Here is a 22363-nt window from a genome sequence, read left to right as displayed (position 1 = left end):
GGGGAAGTTACGAAGGCGTACAGGAGCGACCACCATGCCGTTGAATAAGAAAGTCCTGGCTATTGTCCTCGCAGGCGGCGAGGGCAACCGGCTCATGCCACTGACGGCTGACAGGGCCAAACCCGGCGTGCCCTTTGCCGGGAGCTACCGGCTAATCGACTTCGCGCTGTCCAACCTCGTGAATTCCCGCTATCTGCAGATTGTGGTGCTCACGCAATACAAATCCCACAGCCTGGACCGGCATATTTCCGAAACATGGAGAATGTCCACGCAGCTGGGAAACTACATCGCCTCCGTCCCCGCGCAGCAGCGCGTGGGCAAGAGCTGGTTCCTCGGCAGTGCCAACGCGATCTACCAGTCCCTGAACCTGATCCACGACGCCAACCCCGACATCGTCGTTGTGGTGGGCGCCGACCACGTCTACCGCATGGACTTCGCACAGATGGTTGAGCAGCATGTCGCCAGCGGGGCCAAAGCCACAGTGGCCGCAGTCCGCCAGCCGCTGAACATGGCCGACCAGTTTGGTGTCATCGAGGTGGACCAGGAGAATCCCCAGAAGATCGCCGCCTTTGTGGAGAAGCCGTCCTCAACCCCCGGGCTGGCAGCAGATCCCACGCAGTTCCTGGCATCCATGGGAAATTACGTTTTCGATGCGGACGCCCTGGTGGACGCCCTGCACGTGGATTCCGAGCGCCTCGACACCAAGCACGATATGGGCGGCGACATCATTCCTTACTTCGTCAATAAGGGTGAAGCAGGCGTTTATGACTTCACGCTGAATGATATTCCCGGTTCCACCGAACGGGACCGTACTTATTGGCGCGATGTCGGCACCATCGATTCCTTCTACGACGCCCACATGGACCTTATTTCCCCCATGCCGGTCTTCAACCTGTACAACTCGGAATGGCCCATCTACACGCGGCAGAGCATCTCCCCGCCGGCAAAGTTCGTGCGCGGCCAGGGCAACACCGTGGGTACGGCCCTCGATTCCATCGTGGCCAGCGGCGTGGTGATTTCCGGCGGCATCGTGGAAGGCTCAGTCCTGTCCAACGACGTCTATGTGGGCACGGCGAGCCGCGTAGTGGATTCGGTCCTGATGGACAAGGTCCAGATCGGCGAGGGTGCCGTGGTCAACCGCGCCATCATCGACAAGAACGTCAAGGTGCCCGCCGGTGCAGCGATCGGCCTGGATCCGGAGCGCGACCGCGCCCGCGGTTTCAAGGTCACCGAATCGGGCATCACGGTGCTTTCCAAGGGGCAGGCGGTTCCTGAACCGGACGAGGCCGAACGTGCGTTGTCAGCCGCCAACCTCCACCTGGTGCCCAACGCGATCAAAGCGGCAACGGAGAACTACCCGGCTGCCCGGGACTCCGCGGCCAAAGTAGGGGAAGCCCACGCTGCGGCCGTGGGAGTATCCAGCAACGACTAGGCGCCCACGCCGCTGCCGCTGAACCTTGACGGCAGGCCGAAGGATTCCCAGGCTGTAAAATTGGATCAATGAACTCCTCCGATTTGACGCCTGAGGACATCCAGGCCTGCCTCAAGGTTCTTAACACCATCCACGCCTATGACGAGGAGCACCCGGACTACGTCTCGGTTCGCCGCGCCACGGGCAAGATGTTCAAGGCGGTCAAACGCCACCGCCGGGTCACCAAGCGCGACCTGATCGCAGAGTCCGATCGGGCAGTCATCGCCCAGACGGCTACGGCAGCGCCGGACCGGATCGATGACGAAACCCGCGGGAACAAGCTGGAACCCTCTGCGACCGGCAAGGTGGCCGGACACCTCATCAGGTCCCGCCCGTGCTACATCTGCAAGAATCACTACACCCAGGTTGATGCCTTTTATCACCAGTTGTGCCCTGAGTGCGCTGCGTTCAGCCACAGCAAGCGCGACGCGCGGACGGACCTCACCGGCCGGCGTGCCCTCCTTACGGGAGGTCGCGCCAAAATCGGCATGTACATCGCCCTGCGGCTGCTGCGGGACGGTGCCCACACCACCATCACCACCCGGTTCCCGAAAGATGCGGCCCGGCGCTTCGCCGCGATGGAGGACAGCGGTGAGTGGCTCCATCGGCTCAGGATCGTGGGCATCGACCTTCGTGATCCCTCCCAGGTAATGGCCCTGACGGATTCCCTCGACGCCGCGGGCCCGCTGGACATCATCATCAACAATGCGGCCCAGACGGTCCGCCGCTCCGGCAACGCCTACAAGCCGCTGGTCGATGCAGAGGACGAGCCCCTGCCGGCCGCCCTCGACGCTGCCAACGGCGGACCGGAGCTGGTGACCTTCGGCCACGCCCACGACAAGCACCCGTTGGCCCTTGCCAGCAGCGTCATGGAACACCCGGTCCTGGCCGGCGACGCCATCACATCCCTGGCACTCTCTACGGGTTCGGCTTCGCTGGAACGGATAGCCACCGGCACGGCCATCGACGCCGGCGGGCTGGTTCCTGACCTGGCCACCATCAACAGCTGGACGCAGGTGGTGGATGAAGTGGACCCGCTGGAGATGCTCGAAGTTCAGCTCTGCAACGTGACGGCGCCCTTCCTGCTCGTGAGCCGTCTGCGTGCCGCCATGAAGCGCTCCACCGCGCACCGGAAGTACATCGTGAACGTTTCCGCCATGGAAGGGCAGTTCTCACGCGCATACAAGGGTCCGGGCCACCCCCATACCAACATGGCCAAAGCGGCGCTAAACATGATGACCCGCACCAGCGCGCAGGAAATGCTCGATTCCGACGGCATCCTGATGACCGCCGTGGACACCGGATGGATCACTGATGAGCGTCCGCATTACACCAAGGTCAGGCTCATGGAGGAAGGCTTCCATGCTCCGCTGGACCTCGTGGACGGTGCAGCGAGGGTCTATGATCCGATTGTCATGGGAGAAAACGGCGAAGACCAATACGGCGTCTTCCTCAAGGACTACAAGCCCAGCCCCTGGTAGCCGGCGCTTCCCGGCCGGTAGCAGAGGCTGCCGGGGTGCCGCTAGGGGCCCTATGGCCCTAATGGGCACGCCGGAGGGACCGTAACGTGGGTTGACATGAACACCATGACGCCGCCCGAGGGCCAGTTGTCCATTGACCAGTGCTGGGTACTGCTCGACACCGAGGTGGTCGGGAGGATAGCGCTCATTGTCGATGGCCACCCGGAAATCTTCCCGGTTAATTTCGTGCTCCAGCGCCGCACTGTCGTTTTCCGGACGGCCGGCGGAACCAAGCTGTGGGCAGCCATGACGGCCAAGCCCGTGGCTTTTGAAATTGACGGCTACGACGCCCATGAAGAGATGGCCTGGAGCGTGGTTGCCCGCGGCGAAGCCGAGCTCATCGAAACCCAGGAGGAAAAGGACGAAGTGGACGCCCTGTTCCTGGAACCATGGCAGCCCGGCGACAAGGACTACTACGTACGGCTGGCGCCCAAGGCACTCACCGGCCGACGGTTCAAGGTCAAGAAGCCGGACATGTGGAATACTCGGCTGTCCGATCCCCGGCGCGCCGCGTTCGAGTAGCCCGCTTCGCTGCCGCGTTCGAGTAGCCTGCTCCGCTAGGGAGCCATCAGTAGAACCGTCAGCTTTTTTCGGGGGTGTGCACAACCAGTACCGGGCAATGCGCGTGGGCTACGCAGGCAGAGCTCACCGAGCCCAGCAGCAGGCCGCCGAAGCCGCCGTGGCCGCGTCTTCCGACAACGAGCATGTCGGCATCACGGCTCGCATCAATGAGAGTATTCCGTGGGCGTCCCTGCACCAGCTTGGTCTCGACGTTGGGCGGTGTTTCCGTCCCGAACGCCTTGGCCACTGTTTCCTGGAGGATCTCCCCGGCACGCACATCGAAGTCGTTGATTCCCATGGCCACGTACCCGTCGTACACGGGCGGGTAATCCCAGCATGCCATTGCGACGAGCTGTGCTCCAAGCCTGTCCGCCAGTCCTTGTCCCTGCTTCAAGGCCTCCACCGAGGCCTCTGAGCCATCGACTCCAACAATGATCGTCCGGACGTCCTTGGCCTCATTCATGGCTTCCCCTTTCGAGGGCGGATATCGCGGGAGGGCCCCCGACGGACCGGCAGGTCCCATTCAAGGATGTGTGCCGGAACCCGCCTTCGCTAGGGCCTAAAGTCATGGCCGCTGTGGGTCCAAGGACCCTTGTTGCCTTTAGCGCCGTCAACGAGAATTGCAGGGCCGGATGACGGAAACCGGGTCCGGACAGAGATAATGGGATCTGCACCGCTCCGGCAAGCCGGGTGCGGACCGATTATGGCAGCTCCGGCCGCCGGACAGGAGGACAATGATTCCTCGGGCAGACCTAGGTCCCTCCGCGCAGGACATGCACACCGGCCTCATCCGTGTGTTCATCCTCGACGATCACGAACTCGTCAGGCGGGGGCTCCAGGAGCTTCTGGAAGGAGAGGGTTTCCAGGTCGTGGGCAGTTCCGGTTCCGCTGTCGAGGCCACCCGGCGCATTCCTGCCCTGCATCCCGACGTCAGTGTGCTGGATGCCCGCCTTCCGGACGGAACGGGCATCGAAGTCTGCCGGGACGTCCGGTCCGTGGATCCGAACCTGAACTGCCTGATCCTGACGAGCTTTGACGATGAGCAGGCCCTGCGCGGTGCCGTACTCGCCGGAGCCAGGGGATACGTCCTGAAGGAGATTGGGGGCACCGACTTGATCGGCGCCCTGCGCCGGGCGGCCGCCGGTGAGTCACTGTTCGACGACGGCGTGGCGGCGAGCATCGTGGAAAGCCTCGTCACACCCCAGCAGGTGGATCCCAGGATAGCCGGCCTCACGCCGCAGGAGCGGCGCGTCCTCGAGCTGGTGGGCGGCGGCCTGACCAACCGGCAGATCGCTGCCGAAATGTTCCTGGCGGAGAAGACCGTCAAGAACTACGTGTCCTCGCTACTGGCAAAACTGGGCTTTGAACGGCGTACGCAGGCCGCGGTGTACATTGCCAACAGCTCGGTTCCGGCGCCGTCCGCTTCAGGGCACTCCGGTGCGGCCCATTCTGGCGCGGCGCACGCCGGCGGCAATGATTCCGACGGACACCGGCGCTAGAGCGGAACCGACCACACCAGACTGGTTCCGGTGTCCGGGGCGCCGGTGATGGTGCAGGTGCCGTTCAGCATCCTCGCGCGCTCTTCCATGTTGTTCAGTCCGTTGCGCTTTGCCGAATCTTTGAACCCGCTGCCGTTGTCGGTCACCAGGACGGTCATCCTGCCATTCATGGCGGAGACGGCAACCTCGATCGAATCAGCTCCCGAATGCCGGATGGCGTTGCTCAGTCCCTCTGAAACAACGGCCACCACATGGTCTGCCTTGTCCGGTTCGACTGAGTCAACCGGGCCCTCGAGGCTAAGCGCCGGCGCAAAGGGCATGGACTTTGCAGCGCTCCGCGCCACACTCCGCAGCCTCCCGCTGAGGGGTTCGGCATCGCTGTTGCCGGTCTTGAGCGAGTAGATGGTGTCCCGCAGGCTGCGGATGGCCTCATCCAGTTCACCGGTGATGGCACGAATCCTCTCCAGTGCAAGGTCTTCCTTCGTGAACCGGTTCAGGCTCTGGACGCTCAGGCCTGCTGCGAAGAGCCGCTGGATCACGAGGTCATGGAGGTCACGGGCAATCCGGTCGCGGTCAGTGAAGACCAGCAGCTCTTCCCGCAGCCTGTGGACCCGGGCCAGTTCAAGCGCCAACGCCACGTGGGACCCGAAAACGGCTCCCATCTCCATATCAATCCGGCCGTAGGGACCCTCGCTGGCGTCCCGGACCAGGAGGAGCAGGCCATGATGTGCGCCCTGGGTGCTGAGCGCCACTGCGAGGAGCGAACCGGCCACGGTCCCCTCCAGCACCCCCAGCACGTCGGCGGCCTTGTCCACGAGTAGCGGGTCCCCGCCGGCAAGCACCCCCTGGAGAATTTCCGAATCCAGGTACAGCGTCAGGCCGGCGAACAACTCCGCGTCGTCACCGTCGGCCCCGGCAACGACATATCCCACGCCGTCCGCGGCGGGTTCCACTATCAGGGCCAGCCGGGACCCGGATTCCCGCAGCGCCCTGCCGGCAATGGGATCAAGGCCGGCAGACGACGACGGTTCGGTCCCCAGCATCAGCCCGGAGACATCCATGCAGGCCTCAAGCCATTGTGCGCGCCGGCGGGCGTCATCATAAAGCCGTGCGTTCTCGATGGCGACACCGGCAGCGGCAGCCAGGGCTACGGCCAGCTCCTCGTCCTCGACCGTAAAGTCGCCGCCGCCCTCCTTCTCCGTCAGATACAGGTTTCCGAACACAACGTCCCGTACCCGGACGGGAACGCCAAGGAAGGACTGCATGGGCGGGTGATGCTCGGGAAAGCCGTACGCCTCGGGATGGCTCCGCAGGTCGGGGAGCCGCAGCGGCCGCGGATCGGAGATCAACAATCCCAAGACCCCATGACCGGTAGGGAGGGGGCCGATCCGTTTGGCCAGTTCACCGTCAATCCCGACCGTGATGAAGTGGCTGAGGGCGCGGTCATCGCCGATGACGCCCAACGCGCCGTAGCGGGCGCGCAGCAACTGGCAGGCGGACTGAACGACGCGCTCCAGGACGGCGTCGAGGCTCAAATCCTCCGCAACCGCCACGACGGCTTCAAGCAGGCCGCCCATGCGCTCTTGGAACTGAAGGAGTTCGCCGGCCCGGGCGACGAAATCCTTGAGCAGGTCTTCAATCCTCGTACCGCTCGCAGCCGTGTACCGTTCGGGACTGTCGCCATCGGCATGCATATCCACAACCCAACTCCTGACCGCGTCCGGCCGCTCCGGCGGCGTGAGGCCAGAATACCGTTAAGCCCTTCGTCCCGGGGCGGCGGTGGTCGTTTTCTGCGGCATGGGGACCTTGGGCCCTAGCTTTCCGGAGGTTCCCTGGCTTAGGCTCGGCGTCATGAGCACTGATCCGAAACCCGGCGCCGAGCACCCACACGAAGTCGAAAACCTCGACAATCACGAATGCTGGCGCTTGCTGCGCAGCGTCTCAGTGGGCCGGCTGGCGGTCTGGGTCGAAGACCACCCGGACATCTTCCCCATCAACTACAAGGTAGACCACGGGACACTGGTCTTCCGCACGGCCGACGGCACCAAGCTGCAGGCAGCAACCGGCGACACCCCTGTGGCCGTCGAGGCCGACGGCGTGGACGCGGACAGCGGCGTCGCCTGGAGTGTCGTGATCAAGGGGCAGGCAGCTCCCGTCAAGAACCAGCAGGAGGTTCTGGACACGGTGGGACTGCTGCTTTTCCCGTGGCAGGCCGGCAAGAAAGAGCACTTCGTACGGATTACCCCGGACACCGTCACCGGCCGGCGTTTTAAGGTGACTCCCCCGCTGACCTGGTGGACGCCGCTGGACGACGCCACCAGGTCCGGCTTCGAGTAGAGCCTGCCGGCCTATGCCAGGCGGGTAATTTCCACGCTCACGTTCAACGCGGAACCGCCGCCACCGGACAGGATGCCCTTAAGCGGCGGCACATCCCGGTAGTCGCGGCCACGTGCCACGGTGACATGGAAGTCACCGGCGGGTTTGTGGTTGGTGGGATCCCAGCTGCGCCATTCACCGTCCCACCATTCCAGCCACGCATGCGACTGGCCGGCCACCGTCTCGCCGATGTCCGCCGTCGAACGCGGATGAAGGTAACCCGAGACATAACGGGCGGGGATTCCGCAGCTGCGCAGCGAGCCGACGGCAAGGTGCGCCAGGTCCTGGCATACGCCCTGGCGCTGGCTCCAGGCCTGCGCCGCGTTGGTGGTGACCCCGGTGGAGCCCTTCATGTAGGTCATCTCTCCGCGCATCCATTCGAAGATGGCCATGGCGGACTCGTAAGGGTTCCTGCCCTCGACGATTCCCGGAATGATGCCGAGGACCTCGTCCCCCGGACCACTCAGCCGGGACTGCGGGATCCAGTCGCTGAACTGGTTGAGAGTCTCAGGCGCCTGCAACACGTCCCAGGAGACGATGTCGCCGTCGGCCGGAACGCGATCCACACGGTGGACTTCCACCGTGGTGGTGGCGACCACCTCAAGGTATTCGTGCGGCATCTGCATGTCGAAGGCAGTGACACGCGTGCCCCAGTAGTCGCGGTAGCTGCTGACAGCGGCCTGCGACGGCGCAACCTTCATGGACGATTCCAGCACCACCTGCTGTGGGTCCGTCAGCGGGGTCATGCGGGCCTCGTTGTACGAGAGCGTGACGCGCTTGTTGTACTTGTAGCCGGTTTTATGAATGATGCTCAGCCGGGTCATGAAACTTCTCCCACCCAGGCCAGTTCGTCCGCCTGATTGAAGTACTTACGGGAAATGGCGTCGGAGGCCTGCGACACGGCCTTCTGAACGCGCTCCATGTGCTCCGGCAGTTCGGACATGAGGTCGTCCGTGCGGTGGAACTCCAGGAACGTGCGGGCCTGGCCTACAATCCGGCGCGCATCATTGATGAACCCGACGCGCTGGGCGGACGGGTCAAGCTTCGCCAGGCACTCGTCGGCGTCCCGCAGGGCATAGACGATGGAGCGCGGAAAGAGCCGGTCCAGCAGCAGGAACTCTGCGGCGTGCTGGTCGCCAAAGGCAGCCCGGCGCGTCCGTAGGAACGACTCGTAGGCACCGGCGCAACGGAGCATGTTCACCCATGACATGCCGGCGGAGAGCACGTCGCGGGTGGAGAGCATGCGGGCCGTCATGTCGGCGCGCTCCAGGGAACGCCCCAGGGCGAGGAACAGCCAGCTGTCATCGTGGCTGACGGTGGTGTCCGCCAGGCCGCTCACCATGGCGGTGCGTTCCAGCACCCAGTGGCAGAACCGGTACGTGCCCACCACGTCCTTGCGGTGCTGGTTCAGGCCGTAGTACGTCGTGTTCAGGCTCTCCCAGAGCCCGGAGGAAACTGTTTCGCGGGCGCGGCGGGCGTTTTCGCGGGCGGCACCGAGCGAGCCGGCGATAGACGTCGCGCTTTGTTTGTCGTAGGCGAGGGCGTGCAGCAGCTCCTCGAGGCCGAACTCGTCGCTCTCGGGCCGGGCTCCCATGACAGCCAGGAGTTCCCGGGCAACGTTGTCCCGCTCCTCCGTGGGCAGGTGGTTGAGCCGCTCAAGGTGGACGTCCAGGATGCGCGCGGTTCCGTCCGCGCGTTCCACGTAACGGCCGATCCAAAATAGGGACTCGGCAATACGGCTAAGCATTTGCGGCTACCTCCTGCGGGTCCGAAATCTGCATGAACATAAATGGGCAAACTGATGCGGGCTGCACCGACGGGCGGCGGCTCATTGCTGCTGCTCCGTCTGGCGGTCGCGCCAGTTGCTTTCGACCGGCCACACTGAAACCCGTTCCCGGACGGCGATGGACGGCCTTGGCAGGGCTTCCACCGGAACCTCGGGAGAGTCAGAGAGCACCCACGTGTCCTTGGAACCGCCGCCCTGGCTGGAATTGACGATCAGTGAACCCTCCTTGAGGGCTACGCGTGTCAGTCCGCCGGGTAGCACCCAGACGTCGTCGCCGTCGTTGACGGCAAACGGCCGCAGGTCAACGTGCCGAGGGCCAAACTTATCACCGCTGAGGGTGGGAACCGTAGACAGCTGCAGGACCGGCTGGGCAATCCAGCCCCGGGGATCGGCGATGACGCGCTTGCGCAGCGCGTCGAGCTCCTCTTTGGACGCATCGGGTCCGATGACCAGGCCCTTGCCGCCGGACCCGTCCACCGGTTTGACCACCAGTTCATCCAGCCTGTCCAGGACGTGCTCCCGCGCCTCTTTCTCCTCCAGCCGGAACGTGTCCACGTTCGCGATCACGGGCTCTTCGTTGAGGTAGTAGCGGATGAGGTCCGGCACATAGCTGTAGACGAGCTTGTCGTCAGCCACGCCGTTGCCCACGGCATTGGCGATGGTGACGCCTCCGGCCCGGGCCGCGTTCACCAGGCCGGGGCAGCCCAGCATGGAGTCGGCGCGGAACTGCAGCGGATCGAGGAAGTCGTCGTCGATCCGCTTGTAGATGACGTCAACGCGCTGTTCGCCGTCGGTGGTCCGCATGTACACCCTGTTGCCGCGGCAGATCAGGTCACGGCCCTCCACAAGTTCAACGCCCATGAGCCCGGCCAGCAGCGTGTGCTCGAAATATGCGCTGTTGAACACGCCGGGAGTAAGGACCACTACCGTGGGGTCGTCGACGCCGGAGGGCGCCGTCTTGCGCAGGGCGGAAAGCAACCGGCGCGGGTACTCCTCCACCGGACGGATCAGCTGCTGGCCGAAGGCCTCAGGCAGGCCCTTGGCCATGGCCCGGCGGTTTTCCAGGACGTAGCTGACACCGGACGGCACGCGCACGTTGTCTTCGAGCACCCGGAATGTTCCCGCAGCGTCACGGACGACGTCGATGCCCGAGATGTGGACGCGGACTCCGCCAGCCGGCTCGAACCCATGGACCTGGCGGTGGAAGTGGGCACTGGTGGTGACGAGTTGGCGAGGAATGACGCCGTCAGCCACCACGGACATCTTGTCGTAGACATCGTTGAGGAAGGCCTCGAGGGCGCGGACCCGCTGGGCCACGCCCTTCTCCAGGACGGTCCATTCGTCGGCCGGGATCACGCGGGGGACGATATCCAGCGGAAACGGGCGTTCCTCCCCTGCGAAGTCGAAGGTGACACCGCGGTCCAGGAAGGTCCTGGCCATCGAATCGGCCCGGGCGGTCACATCGGTGAGCGAAAGTTCACGGAGAGCCCCGGCGACCTGCCCGTAGGACTTCCTGGCTTCTTGGCCGGGGGTGAACATCTCGTCGTAGGCACCGGAGCGGCCGGCGGCCTCGGAGTAATCCTGGAATAGGTCAGACATGGTCATTAGCCAACCACCTTTTTGTTTCGAATTCATTACTGGTGCCCATTGTGGCGTGTTGGAGCCACCCCCGCCGGTTCGTGTTTTTCCGCACTGTTCCGGCAAAGTATGTGAGTGCCCTTGCCCAGATTCCCCGCCGCCCCTCAAGGACGGATCTCCGCGCGGATCCCACCCCTGGTGCCGGGACTGCTCACTGCCGCCCTCGCCGTCGGGGTGGCCTTTACCGTACACGGAATGGTGCCGGTCCTGCCCGCCATGACCGCCGCCGTCGTCCTTGGCCTGCTTGCCGCGAATCTTCCCGGCACGGGAACGTGGGCGGCGGGACGTGCGCGGGCCGGCCTCGACTTCGCCGGTAAGCACCTGATGCGGGCCGGCATTGTGTTCCTAGGGCTGAAAGTCAGCGTGATGGATGTCCTGGGCCTCGGCTGGCAGTCGCTGCTCCTGATCACGGGCGTGGTCCTGGCAAGCTTTGCCGGAACCTACGGTATTTCGCGTATCTTCCGTCTGACCCGTGACGCCTCCCTGCTCATCGCCACCGGCTTCTCAATCTGCGGTGCCTCGGCTATTGGCGCGATGGCGGCCGTCCGCAGGATCCGCCACGTGGACACCGTCCTCCCGGTGGCTCTGGTCACGCTGTGCGGCACGCTGGCCATCGGCGTCCTGCCGCTCCTGCTGCACCCCTTGCAGCTAACTCCCGAGGTTTTTGGTGCCTGGACCGGCGCATCGGTGCACGACGTCGGCCAGGTGGTGGCCACCGCGCAGACCGCCGGAACCGGTGCCCTGGCAATCGCCGTAGTGGTCAAGCTGACAAGGGTGATCCTCCTGGCCCCCATCGTGGCCGCAGCGGGCATCCACCAGAGGGCTGCACTCAGCCGCGGAGCGAACGGATCCGGCCGGAACGGAGCTGCCCGCAACGGAGCTGAGTGTGCCCGGGCAACCGGCCCCTCCCCCGAAATCGACGGGGCGGACGTCAGGATGCCGCCGATTGTTCCGCTGTTCGTCATCGGTTTTGTGGCCGCGGTGGGTTTGCGGTCAACGGGCTGGCTGTCCCCCGGCTGGCTGGAGGCGGGGGCCGCCCTGCAGGATGTTCTGCTGGGCATGGCACTCTTCGGCCTGGGCTCTGCGGTCCGCGTGCAAACCCTGCTGCACACCGGAGCCAGGGCGCTGCTGGCAGCCCTTGCGGCATGGCTTCTTATCGCCGTACTGGGACTTGGCGCAGCGCTGCTCATCATTCAGCCGCACTGACCGCCCTGCGGCAGGCCGGTCCGGCCCGGCCGCAGGGACCCGGCCGTGATTCAATAGCGTGGTGTCGAATGAGAACCTGCAACGCGATGAAGCGGCAATCCGCTCAGCCCTGATCACCACCCACAGCTATGACGTGTCCCTCGACGTCCGCCAGGCGCAGGATCCGGAGGTCACGGGCTACACGAGCCGCAGTGTCATCACGTTTTCGGCCCGGGAACCCGGCGGGTCGACTTTCCTGGACTTCATCAGCGGCGAGGTGCACAGCGTCTTCCTGAACGGCAAGGGGCTTTCCGTCACCGACGTGGTGGACGGCTCCCGCATCCGGCTGGACAACCTGCAGGCCGAAAACCAGGTGACTGTTACCGGAACAGCCCTGTACAGCACCTCCGGCGAAGGCATGCACCGCTTCTTCGATCCGGCCGACGGCAAGTGCTACCTCTACACCCAGTACGAACCGGCCGACGCCCGAAGGGTGTTCGCAAACTTTGAACAGCCGGACCTCAAAGCTGAGTTCACCTTCCATGTGATGGCCCCGTCCGACTGGCAGGTCGCCTCCAACGGCGCCGAGGCCGGCCGCACGCAACTCACGAGCGACCCCGCAACGAGCCGCTGGGACTTCGCGCCGACACAGCGGATGTCCACCTACATCACGACGGTGCTGGCGGGGCCGTACTTCAAGGCGGAGGACCACTGGAGCGGAACACTGGAGGACGGCACCGCACTGGAGGTCCCGCTGGCCCTGTACTGCCGCAGCTCCATGGCGGGATCCTTTGACACCGGGCACCTCTTTGAGCTGACGAAGCGGGGGCTCGGCTTCTTCAACAACCTCTTTGACTATCCGTATCCGTGGGGCAAATACGACCAGGCCTTTGTGCCGGAGTACAACCTCGGCGCCATGGAGAACCCCGGGCTGGTCACCTTCACCGAAAACTACGTCTTCACGTCCAGGGCAGCTGATTCCCAGTACCAGGCCCGTGCCAACACCCTGATGCACGAAATGGCGCACATGTGGTTCGGCGACCTCGTCACCATGCAATGGTGGAACGATCTCTGGCTCAAGGAGTCCTTTGCCGACTACATGGGCACCCTGGGCGTTGACCGCGCCACGGACTGGGATACGGCCTGGGTGAACTTCGCCAACAACCGCAAGGCCTGGGCCTATGTCCAGGACCAGCTGCCCACCACCCATCCGATCGTGGCCGACATACCGGACCTGGAGGCGGCCAAGCAGAACTTCGACGGCATCACTTACGCGAAGGGTGCGTCCGTACTGAAGCAACTGGTCGCCTATGTCGGCTTCGAGGCATTTGTCGCCGGCTCCCGCCGGTATTTCCGGGACCATGCGTACGGCAACACCACGCTCACCGACCTCCTGGCGGCCCTGGGCGAGGCGTCAGGCCGTGACCTGGCACTCTGGGCCCGGCAGTGGCTGCAGACCTCGGGGATTTCCACCGTCTCTGCCGAGATCGAAGAGCACGACGGCGTGCTGGGCCCGGTAACCCTCGTCCAGGACGCGCTGGACCCCGCAACGGGACGCCAGGAACTGCGCCCGCACCGGCTCCGCATCGGCCTCTACGATTTCGATGCCGACGGCCTTCTGGTCCGCATGGACAGCGTGGACACTGACCTGACCGGCCAGAGTACGGTCGTCCCGGAGCTCGAGGGCAAGCCGGTGCCGGCGCTGCTCCTGGTCAACGACGACGACCTCAGCTATGTGAAGGTGCGGTTTGATGCGCGCTCCGAGGCGACGGTGCGCGCGTCGCTTGGCGCCCTGCAGGATCCGATGGCACGGGCGCTGTGCTGGACGGCACTTTGGGACGCGGCACGCGACGCTGTGGTACCGGCGGACCGCTACGTTGCAGCCGTGGAAGTATTCGGGCCCGCCGAAACGGGCATCGGTGTTCTGCTGAACGTCCTGGGCAACGCCTCAACCGCCATCGACCGGTATGTCCCCGCGTCCGGGCGGGCAGCCGTCAGGGACGGATTCCTGGAGGTGGCTGCCCGGGAACTTGGCGCAGCCCGGCCCGGTTCGGACCACCAGCTGGCCTGGGCAAGGAGCCTCGCCACCACAAGCAGGCAGGCAGCGCGACGGCTTGACCTAGTAAGGGGAATCCTGGACGGCACAACGGTGCTCGAAGGCCTTGCCGTCGACCCGGAACTGCGCTGGAGCCTCTGGCACGCCCTGGCAGCGAACGGACAGGCAACCGAGGCCGAACTGGACGCCGAACTTGCCCGCGACACCACCGCCTCCGGCCGTGCCGGCTATGCCACCGCACTGGCAGCGCGCCCCGACGCCGCGGTCAAAGCCGCTGCGTGGGACGCCGCCGTCAGGGGCACCGCGCTCTCCAACCAGCTGCTCAGCGCCACGATTGCAGGCTTCAACACGGCACCTGACGGCCTGCTGGAAGCGTTCGTGGAACCATACTTCGAATGCCTGGAAGACGTCTGGGCGGAACGCAGCATTGAGATCGCCAGCCGGATTGTCCGCGGGCTCTACCCGTCAGGACAAGACCTCGACGGCGGAAGTCCGGACACGAATGCCGTGATTGTCCTGACGGACGGCTGGCTCGCCGGGCACCCGGATGCCCCGCGCGCGCTGCGCCGCATCATCATTGAGCAGCGGAGCCACCTGCACCGGGCCCTTTCGGCGCAGGCAGCCGGCGCGAAAACGCCGTCCGCTGCTCCCTAAATGCCTTTTGGCCCCTCAGAACGACAATTACGGAGCACCCGGTGTGTTTCTACGGCACCCGGTGCAGCCACTCCTCGGTGCCGAACTTGGCCGCCACGCGCTCATGGGCGGCGGCAAGTTCGGCCTCCGTCAGGACTGAGGGCGTGGCGCCGTACCGGCCGCTGAAGACATCCATCATGGCCTCCACGATGTCAGCCCGGGCCAGGCCGGTCTGACGGCGCAGCGGATCCACCCGCTTCTTGGCACTGGTGGTGCCTTTATCCGAGAGCTTTTCCTTGCCGATCCGCAGTACTTCCACCATCTTGTCGGCGTCGATGTCATAGCTCATGGTGACGTGGTGCAGCATGCCGCCGTTTGCGAGGCGCTTCTGGGCCGCACCGCCGATCTTGCCCTGCTCCGTGGCGATGTCGTTGAGCGGGACATAGAAGGCGCTGATGCCCAGTTTCTCCAGCGCAGCCATGACCCAGGCGTCCAGGAACGCGTAGGAATCGGCAAAGCTGATGCCGTCCACCAGGGTCTGCGGCAGGTACAAGGAGTAGGTGATGCAGTTGCCTGCTTCCATGAACATGGCTCCCCCGCCGCTGATGCGGCGGACCACGCTGATGCCATGGCGTGCCACGCCGTCGGGGTGGACCTCATTCCGGACTGACTGGAAACTTCCGATTACCACGGACGGCTCCTCCCAGTCCCAGAAGCGCAGCGTGGGATTGCGGCGCCCTGCGCCCACTTCCTCGGTGAGGACCTCGTCCAGGGCGACATTGACGTGCGTTGGCAACACGGACGGAGCAATGACGTTCCAGTGGTGGTCCCCCCAGCCGGTCGCCTTCGCCAGCGCGCGGCGGACGGCGATGGACACGGCATCGGCGGAGAAACCAAAAAGGACGGCGTCCTCGGGCAGGGCCGCGGTCACAGCGGCCGAGATATCCGCGGCCGTGGCCGTTTCCGGAAGGCCCGTCAGGGCACGGTTGATGTCGAGCAGCGCTTCATCGGGTTCCAGGAAGAAGTCACCGCTAACGGAAACATGCGAGAAATTGCCGCCCTCGACGTCGAAATCCACCACCACAAGCTTCCCGCCGGGAACCTTGTACTCACCATGGCGACGGCCGCCGTCGTCGTGCGTGCCGTCTGCCGGACGGGTCTCAAAAGGAGGAATTGTCATGCAACCCATCCTGCCCCAACAACGCAAAAGCCCGCATCTTCCAGAAGTTCCGGAAGATGCGGGCTTTCCAATTGACCTTGGGGAGAAGTTGTTACTTCTTGCCGCCGAAGCCCTTGAAGCGAGCGTTGAAGCGCTCGACGCGGCCTGCAGAGTCCATGATGCGCTGCTTGCCCGTGTAGAACGGGTGGGACTCGGAGGAGATTTCGACGTCGATGACCGGGTAGGTGTTTCCGTCTTCCCACTCGATGGTCTTCTTGGAAGACACGGTGGACTTGGTCAGGAACTTGACGCCGGAAGCCAGGTCGTTGAATACAACAGCTTCGTACTTCGGGTGGGTATTGGACTTCATAATTGGACCTTTGTTCGCACAACTGGATTTTGCCAGTTGCCAGGTATGAATGGGATGGGGCCGCAGGACAACGATGAATGCCACTAGCTTGCAAACACCGGGCGTCCGGACCAACACTCAATCCTAGCCTAAACAGGCTCCCGGCACGAAACGGATGGGACAGCGCGGGCCTGGCGGCGTCAGTCCCTCGGGCGCAGTTCCCAGAAGGCAACGGCGGAAGCGGCTGCGACGTTCAGCGAGTCCACTCCTGCCCGCATGGGAATCCTGACCGCCAGGTCCACGGCCGAGAGCGTCTCCGGGCTCATGCCCGCTCCTTCCGTGCCCAGCACCAGGGCTAGCTTGTCCAGGTTCCGGGCAGCCAGCTCGTCGACGTCCACGGCGTCGTCGGTGAGCTCCATGGCCGCCACCGTGAAACCCTGTTCCCGAAGCACGGCAAGGTCGCCCGGCCACGACTCCAGGCGGGCCCACGGGACCTGGAACACCGTGCCCATGCTCACGCGGACACTGCGGCGGTACAGGGGGTCGCCGCATCGCGGTGAAACCAGAACTGCGTCCACGCCCAGGGCGGCCGCGGACCGGAAGATGGCACCGACATTCGTGTGGTCCACGATGTCCTCGAGGACAGCCACCCGGCGGGCGTTCGCCAGCAGTCCGGGCAGCGGCACGGGCGACGGACGGTGCATGGCCGCCATGGCCCCGCGGTGCAGGTGGAATCCGGTGATGTCTTCCAGGAGGGCGGCGCTGCCTATATAGACCGGAACGTCCGGGAACTGTTCGAAGACGTCGTCGAGGTCCTCGAGCCATTTCTCCGCAAGAAAGAAGGACCGTGGCTGATGCCCGGCCGCCAGGGCACGCCGGAGCACACGTGACGATTCCGCGATGTACATGCCCTCAGCGGGTTCCCGGAGCTTGCGGAGGTGCACGTCCGTCAGCCGGGTGTAGTCGGAGACACGCGGATCGTCAGCGGATTGGAGATGGTGGAAAGTCACTGGCCGATTATTTCAGCAGGTTGGTGATCATGAAGCCCAGGGCCACGAGGCCCAGGACGAGGATCACGCCACGGAGCACTGTGGGCGAAAGCTTGCGGCCCACCTTGGCGCCGATGAGGCCGCCGACGCTTGAGGTGACGGCAATGAGGAGCACCACGAGCCAGTTGATCCGGTCGAACGCGAAAAGCAGGTAGGAGATGGCAGCCACCAGGTTTACTCCAAGCACCAGGATGTTCTTCATGGCGTTGGCGTTCTGAATGGTGCCGGTGAGGAAAACACCCAGGATGCCCACCAGCAGGATTCCCTGGGCAGCCACGAAGTAGCCCCCGTAAACACCTGCCAGATAAACCAGCACCACCAGGAGGACAGCGTGCCGCTTGTCCTTGACGGCGTGCTCCGGATTCTCCTCGCGGTTACGGACCCAGGCCTGCAGGCGGGGCTGGAACACCACCATCAGCAGGGCGAGCACTATCAGGAAAGGCGCCACGTAGTGGAAGACCTTTTCCGGCAGGTGCAGCAACAGCCAGGCACCGGATATGCCGCCAAGAAGGGACGCCGGCAGGAGCCGTACCAACTGCCGGCCGCGTCCCTTCAGTTCCCGGCGGTAACCGAAGGCTCCGGCCGCGGTTCCGAAGACGAGCCCCATGGCGTTGCTCATGGAGGCGACCACGGGAGTGACCCCCAAGGCAATGAGCACAGGGAACGTGACGAGGGTTCCGGAGCCCACCACGGCATTGATCGTGCCGGCCCAGAGGCCGGCGATGGACACAAAAATGCTACTGAGAAGATCCAAGATGCTGAGGTGCCGCTTTAGCGGCGGGCGACGGCGGTGTACCGGCCGGCGTTGACGGTCATGTCCAGGTCAAGCCCGAATGTCTCGCTGAGGTTTTCGGCCGTCAGGACTTCGGTGATGGGGCCCGCAGCCACGACTGCACCGTCGCGCAGCAGCATGGCGTGCGTGAAGCCCGGCGGAACTTCCTCCAGGTGGTGGGTCACCAGGACCATTGCGGGTGCTGCATCGTCCATGGCAAGCTCTCCGAGCTTGTGGACCAGTTCCTCGCGGCCGCCAAGATCCAGGCCGGCCGCGGGTTCATCGAGCAGCAACAGCTCGGGATCAGTCATGAGGGCGCGGGCAATCTGGACCCGTTTGCGCTCACCTTCGGACAGAGTGGCGAAGGTCCGGTTCAGGAGCGGGCCCATCCCCCAGTCGTTGAGGAGGCGGAAAGCCCGCCGCTCGTCATCACGCTCGTATCCCTCGCGCCAGCGGCCAGTGACGCCGTAGGCCGCGGTGACCACGACGTTCAGGACATTCTCGTGTTCCGGAATCTGGGTGGCGAGGGCGGCCGAAGAGAGGCCAATGCGGGGGCGCAACTCGAAAACGTCAACCCGGCCCAGTATCTCGTCAAGAATTCCTGCCGTACCGCTGCTCGGGTGCATCCGGGCGGCTGCGATCTGGAGAAGAGTGGTTTTGCCGGCGCCGTTGGGGCCGAGGATCACCCAGCGTTCGCCTTCGTTGACCTGCCAGTCAACCTTGTCCAGCAGGGTCTTTTTACCTCGGACAACGCTGACGGCGTCCAATTCCAGAACATCACTCATGGAGTAGACACTAGGACAAAACGGGGTCCGACTGATAACCGGTGCACCGGCGCTTGCACACCATGCAGGCGGAACGAAACGAATTCGGGCGCCGGGAAAGCGCTGGCTAAGATTGCAGCCATGAGTTCGAACGTGACTGCGGTCAGCTACGGCGTCAAATTGTCCCCTTCGGAACTGGAGCACCTCCGGTCCCTGCTGACCGGATCAGGCGCTTCCTTCTCCGCCGAATCCCGCACCGGCGACCACCGTTTTGAGGTGTACACGGTGGATTTCTCCGTGGAATCCGGCACGGCTGCCGAGATCGCCGCGCTGCGCCATGAGGTGGCTTCTGCCGGTTTCACCGGAATGGACACCGCAATCGTCCCGGCGTCCCTCCGCGAGGCGCCCCGCAAGTTGCTGATCATGGATGTTGATTCCACGCTGATCCAGCAGGAGGTCATTGAGCTCCTGGCTGCTTACGCCGGCAAGAAGGAGGAGGTCACGGCGGTCACCGAGGCGGCCATGCGCGGCGAACTCGACTTCGCCCAGAGCCTGCACGCGCGTGTGGCGGTCCTCGCCGGACTGCCGGCCGACGTCGTCGATTCCGTTCGGGCCGAGGTGCAACTCAGCGAAGGGGCCGCGGACCTCGTGGCGGCGTTCCAGGCGGGCGGCCACGCCGTTGCAGTCGTCTCGGGGGGCTTCAACCAGATCCTGCGCCCCATCGCGGAGGACCTCGGGATGGATTACTGGATCGCCAACGAACTGGAAATCGTCGACGGCGCGCTGACAGGCAAGGTTCTCGGAGCGGTGATCGACCGGGCGGCCAAGGAGAAGTACCTCCGCGAGTGGGCGGCGGCCGAGGGCATCCCCCTGGAGCACACCATCGCCGTGGGTGACGGTGCCAACGACCTGGACATGCTCAGTGCCGCCGGGATCGGCGTCGCCTTCAACGCGAAACCAGCCGTGCGCGCAGCCGCCGATGCGGCGGTCAACCTGCCCTACCTGGACGCCGTGCGGCACATCGCCGGGGTCTGAGGCAGCGGCGACGTACTGGGCATCAGTCCTGGCTCCGGTTTCGAGGAAAACTTGACGTGACGGAAAACGTGACGTGACACAAAGAAGGCCGGGCATCTGCCCGGCCTTCTTTATGCTTTCCCTGGCGGCTGTGTCAGCCGGCCTGGCCGGTGCTCTTACCGAAGTAATCGGCTCCCCCGGCGTACTCGGTGTGGCCGGTCTCGACGTCGGCAGTGACCATCTTGGCGATCTCCGCGGCGAACTCCGCCACTGAATACAGTTTGCCGGCTTCGGCCCTGCGGGCTTCGATGGCCCCCGGGTTGGACCGGTCAAGCAGGGTGGCGGTGACGGTTCCTTCAATCATGTCCCCGGAAACCACTACGAAGGAAATGCCCTTGTCCGCGAGGTTCGGGATGAGGGCGCGCAGGGCGTCCTCGCCCGCGCGCTTGCTGCGTGCCACCGGTTCGTACTCCGGCATCGTGGGCACGGTATCAATGAAGTGGGCCTGGTGGCTGGTCACGAAGACTACACGGGAACCTTCGCGCATCAGCGGCACCGCTGCGTTCAGCATGTTGACCTGGGCGTCACGGTTCAGCTTCAGGGCGTAGCCCTCTTCCATGCCCGACTCCATGCCGCCGGAGGCATTGAGGACCAGGACGTCGAGCGAGCCGAAGTTCTCCATGGCCGCGCTGGCCAGTGCCTGGACACCTTCCTGCGTGGTGAGGTCGGCGCCGACCGCTGCGGCACGGCCGCCAGCGGCCTCGATTTCAGCCACAACCTTGTTGGCCCGCGGGGCCTTCTGGCGGTAGTTCACTACGACGGCGGCACCTTCAGCCGCGAGGAGCTTGGCGACGTCAGCACCGATCCCCCTCGACGAACCGGTCACAATGGCAGTCTTCTTGTCCAGCAATCCCATTCGAGCTCCTTTGTTCCAAACGTCCAAAATCTGTGGGTCTGCCATCCATCATGCCAGCGGACCGGGAGATTTCAGTTGTTTGACGCCAACAAAGAAGCTGGCTCCGGCTAGTTCCTGCCAGGGCAGGGCCGTGGCTGCACCCTGACCTCGGGCGCAGGAGGTTTGCCTACATGTGGCGGCCGGGCAGGCACATCAAGGCGGCCGCTCCTCAGCCGTGCTCGATCTGGATCTTGCGTGTCCCGGCGGCCGGCGGGGCCTGTTCGGGCGCCGGCACCCGGACTTCCAGGACACCGTCCTTGTAGGAGGCCGTCACATCTTCCTCCCGTGCACCCGGGGGCAGCGAGACACTCCGTGCGAACGAGCCGTACCGGAACTCCGACCGGTAGCCGCTCTTGCTCTTATGCTCGGTTTTTTCCTCGCGCTCCGCTTTGATGTGCAGCATGCCGTCTGCAACCGAGACGTCCACGTCCTTCTCGGGATCGAGGCCGGGCACCTCAGCCCGCACCACGAGCGTGTTTCCGTCCAGGAACTGCTCCACACGGATTGACGACATTGTCAGGTCTCCGTCGAGGAAACGCCGGATGGGTTCCAGGACGTCCGACGGCGTCCATTTGTTGAGATCGGCCATGATAGCTCCCTAGTGTTGTACCCCGTGATCTGTGGCCGGCCGGGTGCGGCTCCGGCCGGTATGCCCATTACACACCCGCCAACGGGGCGTGTAACGGGCAAAAGGTCCCCTTCATGGCAGGGGGTTTGGAACGGGTGTGGGAGCGCGCGGAGGGTTAGTGGCCCATGCCCAGGCCGCCGTCGACAGGGATCACGGCGCCGGAGATGTAGGACGCTTCATCACTGGAAATCCAGCGCACCACGTTCGCCACTTCAGCGGCTTCGGCGAAGCGCCCCGCCGGCACCTTGGACAGGTAGTCCTTCTGGGTGGCCTCCGGCAACTCCGCTGTCATGTCGGTGTTGATGAAGCCTGGTGCCACGACGTTGGCCGTGATGCCGCGGCCGCCGAGTTCGCGGGTCAGCGAGCGGGCAATTCCCACCAGGCCGGCCTTGGAGGCGGAGTAATTAATCTGGCCCGGGGCACCGTAGAGCCCCGAAACGGAGGAAATCAGCACAACCCGGCCTTTGCGCATCCGGATCATTCCCTTGGACGCCCGCTTGATGACACGGAAGGCTCCGGTCAGGTTGGTGTCGATGACCGAGGTGAAATCGTCTTCGCTCATGCGCATCAGCAGCGTGTCCTTGGTGATCCCGGCGTTGGCGACCAGCACCTCCACCGGCCCGTGCGCAGCCTCAACGGCTGCGAACGCGGCGTCTACGGAGGCCTCATCGGTGACATCGGCCTTGACGCCCAGGATTCCCTCCGGGAGCGCCGACTCGCTGCGGTACGTCACGGCAACCTTGTCACCGTTGGCCAGGAACGCCTCGGCAATGGCCAGGCCGATGCCCCGGTTGCCACCGGTGATCAGGACGCTGCGGCCGGTCGATGCTGCTTCAGTCATAGTTTGCTCCGGAATTCTGCGGCATGGGGCACCGCGGTAAGGGGCGGGATTTTTACTGCCTCCGATCTTAGCCTCCGTTTGGGCGGCACCGGCGAGGGTGAGAGAAT

Annotated in this window: 21 protein-coding genes; 8 read left to right on the top strand and 13 right to left on the bottom strand. The window is 64.7% G+C overall.

The genetic code is table 11. From position 1 onward, the window contains the following. The first annotated feature begins 34 nt into the window (after nucleotides 1-34). From glgC to JOE41_RS00590, 3 genes are all read left to right on the top strand, one after another. A complete protein-coding gene (glgC, locus tag JOE41_RS00600; protein ID WP_209750348.1) occupies nucleotides 35-1432 on the top strand; it encodes a glucose-1-phosphate adenylyltransferase in 1398 nt (465 codons plus the stop codon). A gap of 68 nt (nucleotides 1433-1500) precedes the next feature. Then, nucleotides 1501-2952, top strand: coding sequence for an SDR family NAD(P)-dependent oxidoreductase (locus JOE41_RS00595; protein ID WP_011691985.1), 1452 nt, complete (start codon nucleotides 1501-1503; stop codon nucleotides 2950-2952). A gap of 96 nt (nucleotides 2953-3048) precedes the next feature. Continuing rightward, nucleotides 3049-3513 (top strand): pyridoxamine 5'-phosphate oxidase family protein, encoded by a 465-nt coding sequence (locus JOE41_RS00590; RefSeq protein WP_011691984.1) that lies wholly within the window; start codon nucleotides 3049-3051, stop codon nucleotides 3511-3513. Nucleotides 3514-3571: 58 nt separating this feature from the next. Here JOE41_RS00590 and JOE41_RS00585 read toward each other — a convergent pair whose 3' ends face one another. After that, a complete protein-coding gene (locus tag JOE41_RS00585) occupies nucleotides 3572-4015 on the bottom strand; it encodes a universal stress protein (RefSeq protein WP_209750346.1) in 444 nt (147 codons plus the stop codon). Nucleotides 4016-4286: 271 nt separating this feature from the next. On the opposite strand from JOE41_RS00585, the gene JOE41_RS00580 reads away from it, so the two are divergent. Further along, nucleotides 4287-5051, top strand: coding sequence for a response regulator transcription factor (locus tag JOE41_RS00580; protein WP_011691982.1), 765 nt, complete (start codon nucleotides 4287-4289; stop codon nucleotides 5049-5051). Here JOE41_RS00580 and JOE41_RS00575 read toward each other — a convergent pair. Further along, nucleotides 5048-6745 (bottom strand): GAF domain-containing sensor histidine kinase, encoded by a 1698-nt coding sequence (locus tag JOE41_RS00575; RefSeq protein ID WP_209753491.1) that lies wholly within the window; start codon nucleotides 6743-6745, stop codon nucleotides 5048-5050. The genes JOE41_RS00580 and JOE41_RS00575 overlap by 4 nt on opposite strands. A gap of 157 nt (nucleotides 6746-6902) precedes the next feature. Here JOE41_RS00575 and JOE41_RS00570 point away from each other — a divergent pair, with 157 nt between their 5' ends. Further along, complete coding sequence (locus tag JOE41_RS00570; RefSeq protein WP_043429765.1) at nucleotides 6903-7388, top strand: pyridoxamine 5'-phosphate oxidase family protein; 486 nt, start codon at nucleotides 6903-6905, stop codon at nucleotides 7386-7388. Between the two features lie 11 nt (nucleotides 7389-7399). On the opposite strand, the gene JOE41_RS00565 is transcribed toward JOE41_RS00570, so the two are convergent. From JOE41_RS00565 to JOE41_RS00555, 3 genes are all read right to left on the bottom strand, one after another. Then, the gene (locus JOE41_RS00565) at nucleotides 7400-8251 is read right to left on the bottom strand and encodes a transglutaminase family protein (RefSeq protein WP_011691979.1); all 852 of its coding nucleotides are present in this window, start codon (nucleotides 8249-8251) and stop codon (nucleotides 7400-7402) included. Then, nucleotides 8248-9174 carry an alpha-E domain-containing protein gene (locus tag JOE41_RS00560; RefSeq protein ID WP_011691978.1) on the bottom strand — a complete coding sequence of 309 codons (927 nt, stop codon included), beginning with the start codon at nucleotides 9172-9174 and terminating at the stop codon, nucleotides 8248-8250. The genes JOE41_RS00565 and JOE41_RS00560 overlap by 4 nt, the downstream gene beginning before the upstream one ends. Nucleotides 9175-9255: 81 nt before the next feature. Then, nucleotides 9256-10812 carry a circularly permuted type 2 ATP-grasp protein gene (locus JOE41_RS00555; RefSeq protein WP_043430693.1) on the bottom strand — a complete coding sequence of 519 codons (1557 nt, stop codon included), beginning with the start codon at nucleotides 10810-10812 and terminating at the stop codon, nucleotides 9256-9258. Between the two features lie 120 nt (nucleotides 10813-10932). On the opposite strand from JOE41_RS00555, the gene JOE41_RS00550 reads away from it, so the two are divergent. Next, the gene (locus tag JOE41_RS00550) at nucleotides 10933-12057 is read left to right on the top strand and encodes a YeiH family protein (protein ID WP_011691976.1); all 1125 of its coding nucleotides are present in this window, start codon (nucleotides 10933-10935) and stop codon (nucleotides 12055-12057) included. Nucleotides 12058-12118: 61 nt separating this feature from the next. After that, complete coding sequence (gene pepN, locus JOE41_RS00545) at nucleotides 12119-14746, top strand: aminopeptidase N (RefSeq protein ID WP_209750337.1); 2628 nt, start codon at nucleotides 12119-12121, stop codon at nucleotides 14744-14746. A gap of 49 nt (nucleotides 14747-14795) precedes the next feature. On the opposite strand, the gene JOE41_RS00540 is transcribed toward pepN, so the two are convergent. The 5 genes from JOE41_RS00540 to JOE41_RS00520 form a co-directional block, all read right to left on the bottom strand. Then, the gene (locus JOE41_RS00540) at nucleotides 14796-15905 is read right to left on the bottom strand and encodes a biotin/lipoate A/B protein ligase family protein (protein WP_209750334.1); all 1110 of its coding nucleotides are present in this window, start codon (nucleotides 15903-15905) and stop codon (nucleotides 14796-14798) included. 91 nt (nucleotides 15906-15996) lie between these two features. Beyond that, the gene (locus JOE41_RS00535; RefSeq protein WP_011691973.1) at nucleotides 15997-16254 is read right to left on the bottom strand and encodes a type B 50S ribosomal protein L31; all 258 of its coding nucleotides are present in this window, start codon (nucleotides 16252-16254) and stop codon (nucleotides 15997-15999) included. 179 nt (nucleotides 16255-16433) lie between these two features. Further along, entirely contained in the window at nucleotides 16434-17243 is an 810-nt protein-coding gene (locus JOE41_RS00530; RefSeq protein ID WP_209750332.1) for an RNA methyltransferase, read from the bottom strand. A gap of 7 nt (nucleotides 17244-17250) precedes the next feature. Continuing rightward, a complete protein-coding gene (locus tag JOE41_RS00525; protein ID WP_011691971.1) occupies nucleotides 17251-18036 on the bottom strand; it encodes a sulfite exporter TauE/SafE family protein in 786 nt (261 codons plus the stop codon). Between the two features lie 17 nt (nucleotides 18037-18053). Next, a complete protein-coding gene (locus JOE41_RS00520) occupies nucleotides 18054-18839 on the bottom strand; it encodes an ABC transporter ATP-binding protein (protein ID WP_011691970.1) in 786 nt (261 codons plus the stop codon). Nucleotides 18840-18959: 120 nt separating this feature from the next. Here JOE41_RS00520 and serB point away from each other — a divergent pair, with 120 nt between their 5' ends. Then, the gene (serB, locus tag JOE41_RS00515; protein WP_209750330.1) at nucleotides 18960-19853 is read left to right on the top strand and encodes a phosphoserine phosphatase SerB; all 894 of its coding nucleotides are present in this window, start codon (nucleotides 18960-18962) and stop codon (nucleotides 19851-19853) included. 133 nt (nucleotides 19854-19986) lie between these two features. Here the strand turns inward: serB and JOE41_RS00510 are convergent, their stop codons facing one another. The 3 genes from JOE41_RS00510 to fabG all read right to left on the bottom strand — a co-directional run bounded on the left by JOE41_RS00510 (nucleotide 19987) and on the right by fabG (nucleotide 22256). Continuing rightward, nucleotides 19987-20748 carry an SDR family oxidoreductase gene (locus JOE41_RS00510; protein ID WP_209750328.1) on the bottom strand — a complete coding sequence of 254 codons (762 nt, stop codon included), beginning with the start codon at nucleotides 20746-20748 and terminating at the stop codon, nucleotides 19987-19989. Between the two features lie 208 nt (nucleotides 20749-20956). Further along, entirely contained in the window at nucleotides 20957-21376 is a 420-nt protein-coding gene (locus JOE41_RS00505; RefSeq protein ID WP_011691966.1) for an Hsp20/alpha crystallin family protein, read from the bottom strand. A 154-nt stretch (nucleotides 21377-21530) separates the two neighbouring features. Further along, nucleotides 21531-22256 carry a 3-oxoacyl-ACP reductase FabG gene (gene fabG, locus JOE41_RS00500; protein WP_043481540.1) on the bottom strand — a complete coding sequence of 242 codons (726 nt, stop codon included), beginning with the start codon at nucleotides 22254-22256 and terminating at the stop codon, nucleotides 21531-21533. Nucleotides 22257-22363: the final 107 nt, after the last annotated feature.

It is taken from the genome of Arthrobacter sp. PvP103 (genome assembly GCF_017833075.1).
Classification (GTDB): Bacteria; Actinomycetota; Actinomycetes; order Actinomycetales; family Micrococcaceae; genus Arthrobacter.
This window is presented reverse-complemented; position numbering and strand designations above follow the sequence as displayed.

Excerpts from the sequence above, each read along its gene's own strand:
- JOE41_RS00510 (WP_209750328.1), bottom strand. The coding sequence starts at position 20,748 with ATGGGATTGCTGGACAAGAAGACTGCCATTGTGACCGGTTCGTCGAGG.
- JOE41_RS00580 (WP_011691982.1), top strand. The coding sequence starts at position 4,287 with ATGATTCCTCGGGCAGACCTAGGTCCCTCCGCGCAGGACATGCACACC.
- JOE41_RS00505 (WP_011691966.1), bottom strand. The coding sequence starts at position 21,376 with ATGGCCGATCTCAACAAATGGACGCCGTCGGACGTCCTGGAACCCATC.
- JOE41_RS00535 (WP_011691973.1), bottom strand. The coding sequence starts at position 16,254 with ATGAAGTCCAATACCCACCCGAAGTACGAAGCTGTTGTATTCAACGAC.
- glgC (WP_209750348.1), top strand. The coding sequence starts at position 35 with ATGCCGTTGAATAAGAAAGTCCTGGCTATTGTCCTCGCAGGCGGCGAG.
- JOE41_RS00560 (WP_011691978.1), bottom strand. The coding sequence starts at position 9,174 with ATGCTTAGCCGTATTGCCGAGTCCCTATTTTGGATCGGCCGTTACGTG.
- JOE41_RS00520 (WP_011691970.1), bottom strand. The coding sequence starts at position 18,839 with ATGAGTGATGTTCTGGAATTGGACGCCGTCAGCGTTGTCCGAGGTAAA.
- JOE41_RS00595 (WP_011691985.1), top strand. The coding sequence starts at position 1,501 with ATGAACTCCTCCGATTTGACGCCTGAGGACATCCAGGCCTGCCTCAAG.
- fabG (WP_043481540.1), bottom strand. The coding sequence starts at position 22,256 with ATGACTGAAGCAGCATCGACCGGCCGCAGCGTCCTGATCACCGGTGGC.
- JOE41_RS00565 (WP_011691979.1), bottom strand. The coding sequence starts at position 8,251 with ATGACCCGGCTGAGCATCATTCATAAAACCGGCTACAAGTACAACAAG.
- JOE41_RS00540 (WP_209750334.1), bottom strand. The coding sequence starts at position 15,905 with ATGACAATTCCTCCTTTTGAGACCCGTCCGGCAGACGGCACGCACGAC.
- JOE41_RS00570 (WP_043429765.1), top strand. The coding sequence starts at position 6,903 with ATGAGCACTGATCCGAAACCCGGCGCCGAGCACCCACACGAAGTCGAA.
- JOE41_RS00585 (WP_209750346.1), bottom strand. The coding sequence starts at position 4,015 with ATGAATGAGGCCAAGGACGTCCGGACGATCATTGTTGGAGTCGATGGC.
- JOE41_RS00590 (WP_011691984.1), top strand. The coding sequence starts at position 3,049 with ATGAACACCATGACGCCGCCCGAGGGCCAGTTGTCCATTGACCAGTGC.
- serB (WP_209750330.1), top strand. The coding sequence starts at position 18,960 with ATGAGTTCGAACGTGACTGCGGTCAGCTACGGCGTCAAATTGTCCCCT.
- JOE41_RS00575 (WP_209753491.1), bottom strand. The coding sequence starts at position 6,745 with ATGCATGCCGATGGCGACAGTCCCGAACGGTACACGGCTGCGAGCGGT.
- JOE41_RS00555 (WP_043430693.1), bottom strand. The coding sequence starts at position 10,812 with ATGTCTGACCTATTCCAGGATTACTCCGAGGCCGCCGGCCGCTCCGGT.